We start from the raw sequence: 6,297 nt of genomic DNA on the forward strand, positions 1-6,297 counted from the left end.
CGGCGGGGAGTGACGGCGGGCACGGGAGTGCTTACCGGGGCGTCGGGCACTCCCCGACGGCCTGGTGATCGAGCCGGCGGGGACTCCCCGACGGCCCGGTGATCGAGCCGGCGGGCACTCCGGACGCCCCGGTGATCGAGCCGGCGAGCTCCTGTGCGGCGCTGCCTCGTGGCGGTGGGCGGCGTGTCCGAGAGAGCGGGAAACGGGTCGCGCGGTGGCCCTGCGGCCACCGCTACCCCGCCGGCCGGCGGACCGGCGCCCCGCTGCGTCGTTCGACGCTTCCCGTGGGTGTGGTGGATCCGCCGCCCGGATGAAGCGGGTGAGCACGGAGGGGCCGGGTGAGCACGGCTGAACCGGGCCGCGTGACACGGAAGGACCGGGTGCGCACGGAGGGACCCGGGCCGCGTGACACGGAGGGACCGGTGCGCACGGAGAGACCCGGGCCGCGTGACACGGAGGGACCGGTGCGCACGGAGGGACCCGGGCCGCGTGACACGGAGGGACCGGTGCGCACGGAGGGACCCGGGCCGCGTGAGCCCGGAGGGACCCGGGCCGGGGCTCAGCTGGTCATCGAGCGGACTGCCGAGTACACGTCGAACACCGCCAGGGTCAGCGGCAGCAGGGTCAGCAGCACGAAGCCCTCGGCGATCTCCAGGAAGCGTCCCCAGAACGGGGTGAGGCCGCCGCGCGAGACGATCAAACCGATCGCCGTGACGAGCGTGGCCGCCGCCGCGATCGCCGCGACGAGCCAGATGGTCCGGAGGTCGAGGTCACTGCGGTCGCCCGTGAGGGCCTCGCGGACGATCGAGTGCGGCGGATTGAGTGCCAGCCCCAGGCCGAGCAGTACGAGGGATGCGAGACCGGCGGCCAGGACGGGGGCCACCTGGCCGGTGTACCGGAAGAGATGGGCCCGCATCAGCATGGCCAGGCCGGTCGCCAAGGCCAGGAGCTGGGCCCAGACGTTCTCGGAGAACCCGAGGACCGCCGAGGAACCGACGGCGAGCAGCGCGCAGCCGCCCACCAGACCGACCAGGAGTTCGTGTCCACGCCGCGCCTGGGCGGCGACCCGCTCGGCGTCGACCGGCTCCTGGGGGGCGGGGTCCGTGTCGTACGCGCTGCGCGGGGCCGTGTTCGGGGTGTCGAAGCCGATCGGGAGCCGGGCGAAGCGCATCGACAGCCCCGGCAGGAAGGCCAGGCCTCCGACGGCGATCGGGGCACACAGGGCGGCGATCTCGGAGGGCGTCCAGTCGGCGAGGATCGCCGCGAACACGGCGAGCAGGCCGATGGCGGAGGCGACGACGAAGCCGACGAACGGGCCGTCCCCACTCGGCGAACACAGGGTGAGCAGGACCGAGGCCAGCAGCACCGCCGCGCAGGCGAGGAGGAACTGGAGCCTGCCGATGCCCTGTCCGTCGGCGAGCGGCAGGAGACCCGAGCCGGCCACGCCGACGTTGGGGAGGGCGCCGAGCCCCAGGGCGATGGCCGAGGCCCGGTCGTCGTAGACCCGGGCACGCACGCAGGCCAGGACGACCAGGAGGACACCCGCGACGCCGGCGAGAACGCCGGGCAGGCTGTTCATGTCGTGCCGCGGGTCGCCCATCCAGGCGACGAAGGCCAGCAGGAACGGCAGTACGCCTCCCCCGACGAGACCCGCCGCGCGTGTCAGGTCGCCGCTCCACAGGGTGCGCTCGCTGGTCACGGCGGAGGCGACCGCCTCGGAGACGTCGTCGAAGACGGCGGGCGGCAGCGACTCGGAGAACGGGCGCAGCGCGAGGAGTTCACCGTCGAGGATGCGCTGGGCGGCGAAGGAACGGGCACTGTCGAGGACAGTGCCGTTGCGGCGGACCAGGTGGTAGCCGACGGGCGCGCCCTCGGCGGGGCTTTGCCGGGTGAGGGTGAGGATCTCCGGATAGAGGTCGGCGACCGGGATGTCGTCGGGCAGCGCCACGTCGATCCGGCTGTCGGGCGCGACGATGGTGACGCGGCAGAAACCGAGACCCGTGCCCGCCCCGGCGGGAGTTCCCGTACCGGGTCCCCTTCCGGTGGCTGCCGCGGAGGCCGTCATGCTCACCTGCTGCTCCCCCTCAGTGATGAATCTTTACCTTCGGTACGGAAGCCCTGCGACGGTTTCCCGTCCCCGGTGACCGATCGCGCGACCGATCGTGCGACGAGGTCGCGGGAACAGCCCTTCGTGCCGTCGCCGGGCTTCCGGCAGTCGGCGGGATCTGCCGCAATGCCCCGTTTATTCCGGCTCAACTCGCGTGTGCCGACGCGAACTTACGGCACCCTATCGCCCCTTGCGTCCAGGGGAGTCAGTAGGATCGCGCGGCGGCCTGCGTCCGCCTGACACGGGGCGGCGGACGGACTCTCGGGCTGGTCGAGGGAATGGATGCCAGTGAGCCACATCGTCGTGAAGCGCCCGCCTCGGGTGCTGCCGTCCGAAGTGTCCACGCAGGACATCATCCTGCAGCCTCCACCGGAACTTCCGCGGGGCCATCGGGAGAGCGTGCTGATGCAACTCCTGCCGACGTTGGGCATGGGTGGCTCGGTGGTCTTCTTCTTCACGAGCGGGCAGCCGTTCATGAGGATCATGGGCATGGTCATGATCGCCTCGACCATCGCCATGTCCGTCGCGATGGTGATCCGCTTCCGCCGCGGCTCCCAGGGGGAGCTGGCGGACATGCGCCGCGACTACCTGAGCCATCTGGCGCAGACCAGGCGCACGGCCGTCGGCACGGCGAAGGCACAGCGGGACGCGCAGTACTTCCTCCACCCCTCCCCCGAACAGCTGTGGGCCCTGGTCGCCGAGGGCAGCCGGGTGTGGGAACGACGCTCCGGCGACGAGGACTTCGCCCAGGTCCGCGTCGGCCTCGGCGCGCAGTCCCTCGCCAGGCCCCTCGTCGCCCCCGAAACCGCCCCCGTGGAGCAGTTGGAACCGCTGACCGCGGGTGCGATGCAGCGCTTCCTCGCCGTCCACGGCTCCCTGGACGACCTGCCGATGGCGGTCTCGTTGCGGGCGTTCTACCACGTCACGATCAGCGGCGATGCGCAGTCCGTACGGTCCTCCGCCCGGGCCGTCACCGGCTCGCTGGCCGCGCTGCACTCCCCGGAGGACCTGCTCATCGTGGTGGCGGCGGGACGTGAGGCCCTGCCCCACTGGGAGTGGGCCAAGTGGCTGCCGCACGTCCAGGCGCCCGGCGCCGTGGACGGAGCGGGCAGCCGCAGGCTGATCGACAGCGACAGCCGCGAACTCGAGAACCTCCTGGCCACCCGGCTGACCGGCCGCCCGCGCTTCCACCCGAACGCGGCGCCCCTGCCGGAGGAGCCCCATATCGTCGTCGTACTCGACGGCCTCACCCTGCCGCCGGACTCGGTCCTGGCCAATCCCGAAGGGCTCCAGGGCGTCACCGTCCTCGAGGTGGTCCCCGGCGAGCTCATCACGGGCGGCGGCGAGCTCTCCATCGTCGTACGGCCCGACGCGCTGCACCTGGAGTCGGGACACGGTGTCGTCTACGAAGGCACCCCCGACGTCCTCTCCTACGAGTCCGCCGAAGCCCTCGCCCGGCAGCTGGCCCCGCTGCGGATGGCCTCGGGCGGTGACGACGACGAACCCCTGCTCGCCAACCTGGAGTTCACCGATCTGCTGAACCTCGGTGACGCGGCGTCCGTCGACCCCCAGCGCACCTGGCGGCCGCGGTCGCTGGCGGAGCGGCTGCGGGTGCCGATCGGTGTCGGCGAGGACGGACGCCCCGTGATGCTGGACCTCAAGGAGGCCGCGCAGGAGGGCATGGGCCCGCACGGCCTGTGCGTCGGCGCCACCGGCTCCGGCAAGTCGGAACTGCTGCGCACCCTGGTGCTGGGCCTCGCGGTCACCCATTCGTCGGAGACGCTGAACTTCGTCCTCGCGGACTTCAAGGGCGGCGCGACCTTCGCCGGCATGGCGCAGATGCCGCACGTCGCGGCCGTCATCACCAACCTCGCCGACGACCTCACCCTCGTCGACCGCATGGGCGACTCCATCCGCGGCGAGCTCAACCGCCGCCAGGAGATGCTGCGCGACGCGGGCAACTACGCCAACATCCACGACTACGAGAAGGCCCGCGCGGCCGGTGCCGCCCTGCGGCCCATTCCCTCACTGGTACTGGTCATCGACGAGTTCAGTGAGCTGCTGACGGCGAAGCCCGACTTCATCGAGATGTTCGTGCAGATCGGCCGCATCGGCCGATCTCTCGGTGTGCATCTGCTGCTGGCGTCGCAGCGCCTGGAGGAAGGCCGGCTACGCGGTCTGGAGACCTACCTGTCGTACCGAGTCGGTCTGCGCACCTTCTCCGCCGCCGAGTCCCGCGCCGCGATCGGCGTACCGGACGCCTACGAGCTGCCGAACGTCCCCGGCTCCGGCCTTCTGAAGTTCGGTACGGACGAGATGGTGCGCTTCAAGGCCGCCTACGTCTCCGGCGTGTACCGCTCGGGCACGCAGCGCACCGCTCTGAGCGGCGGTCCGCTGCCGATGAACCGGCGGCCCGTGCTGTTCACGGCGGCCGAGGTGCCGGTGCAGTACATGGCCGTGCCACAGCAGCGCCCTTCGGCTTCGGACGGTCCGGAGTCGGGCGGTCCGGAGGTCGACGACGCGCTCGCCGACACCGTGCTCGACGTGATCGTGCGCCGGCTGGAGGCCCAGGGCCCGGCCGCACACCAGGTGTGGCTGCCGCCGCTGGACAGTCCGCCGCCGCTCGACGCACTCCTGCCCGGCCTCACGGCGGTACAGGGCCGCGGCCTCACGCAACCGGGCTACGAGGGCGCCGGCCGCCTGGTCGTACCGGCGGGCCTGGTGGACAAGCCCTACGAGCAGCGCCGCGACCCGCTCTGGGTGGACTTCTCCGGCGCGGCCGGCCACATGCAGATCATCGGCGGTCCGCAGTCCGGCAAGTCGACGCTGCTGCGCACCCTGATCTCGGCGTTCGCGCTCACGCACACGCCGTACGAAGTGCAGTTCTACGGCCTCGACTTCGGCGGCGGCGGCATGGCGGCGGTGGCCGGCCTGCCGCACGTGGGCGGCGTCGCCTCACGCCTGGATCCGGAGCGGGTGCGGCGCACGGTGGCCGAGGTGTACGGCGTGCTGAACCGTCGCGAGGAGTACTTCCGCTCCGCGGGCATCGCCTCGATCGCGGACTTCCGGGCCAGGCGGGCCCGGGGCGAGATCCCGGTCACGGACCAGCCCTGGGGCGACGTGTTCCTGGTCATCGACGGCTGGGGCAACTTCCGGGCCGACTACGAGGCGATGGACCAGGTGATCCACGACATCGCGGCGCGCGGTCTCGGCTACGGCGTCCACCTGATCCTTACGGCCTCACGCTCGATGGAGGTCAGGGCCAACCTCAAGGACCACCTCATGAACCGCCTGGAGCTGCGGCTCGGCGACACGATGGACTCCGAACTGGACCGCAAGGTGGCCGCGAACGTCCCGGCGGGGGTGCCCGGCCGCGGCCAGGCGCCGCAGAAGCTGCACTTCATGGCGGCGGTGCCGCGCATAGACGGTCTCACCTCCGACACCGACCTGGCGGACGCCACGGCCGCCCTCGCAACCGAGGTCTCCCGGCACTGGCAGGCCCCCGGCGCCCCCGAAGTCCGTCTGCTGCCGCGCGAGTTCCCGGCCGACCAGCTCCCTCCGGGCGATCGCTTCCCACGCCGCGGCGTCGCCTTCGCCCTCGACGAGGACAACCTCGAACCGGTCTTCGTGGACTTCGAGCAGGACCCGTTCTTCCTCGTCTTCGGCGAGAGCGAGTCGGGCAAGTCGAACCTGCTGCGGCTGCTGATCCAGCAGCTGACGCAGCGGTACTCCGGCGACGAGGCCAAGCTGTTCGTCATCGACAACCGGCGCTCACTGCTGGACGCGACGCCGTCGTCGCACCTCGCCGAATACATCCCCATGTCCAACTCCATGGACCACCACATGGCCGCCCTGGCCGACCTGATGAAGCGCCGCACACCGACAGCCGACGTCACCGCCCAGCAGCTGCGGGACCGGAGCTGGTGGCGCGGACCCACGGTGTACGTCGTCATCGACGACTACGACCTCGTGGCCACGTCGAGCGGGAATCCGCTGGCTGGATTGACGGAGCTGTTGCCGTTCGCGCGGGATGTGGGGGTGCGGTTCATCATCGCGCGGTCGACGGCGGGTGCGGGGCGGGCGGCTTACGAGGCGTTCATGCAGCGCGTGAAGGAACTGGGCGCGCAGGGCGTGGTACTGGCCGGCGACCCGGGCGAGGGGGACCTGCTCGGCGGGGTCCGGCCGCGGCC

At 71.9% G+C, this 6,297-nt stretch carries 2 protein-coding genes; one reads left to right on the top strand and one right to left on the bottom strand.

Going from position 1 to position 6,297, the window contains the following annotated elements; translation table 11 throughout:
• Positions 1-559: 559 nt before the first annotated feature.
• Positions 560-2,071, bottom strand: coding sequence for a type VII secretion integral membrane protein EccD (gene eccD / locus C1J00_RS36295; RefSeq protein WP_245936640.1), 1,512 nt, complete (start codon positions 2,069-2,071; stop codon positions 560-562).
• 324 nt (positions 2,072-2,395) lie between these two features.
• On the opposite strand from eccD, the gene eccCa reads away from it, so the two are divergent.
• A partial coding sequence (gene eccCa, locus C1J00_RS36300; RefSeq protein WP_180989824.1) for a type VII secretion protein EccCa occupies positions 2,396-6,297 on the top strand: 3,902 nt, incomplete at its 3' end.

Origin of the sequence: Streptomyces cahuitamycinicus (assembly GCF_002891435.1) — a bacterium.
Lineage (GTDB): Bacteria > Actinomycetota > Actinomycetes > Streptomycetales > Streptomycetaceae > Streptomyces > Streptomyces cahuitamycinicus.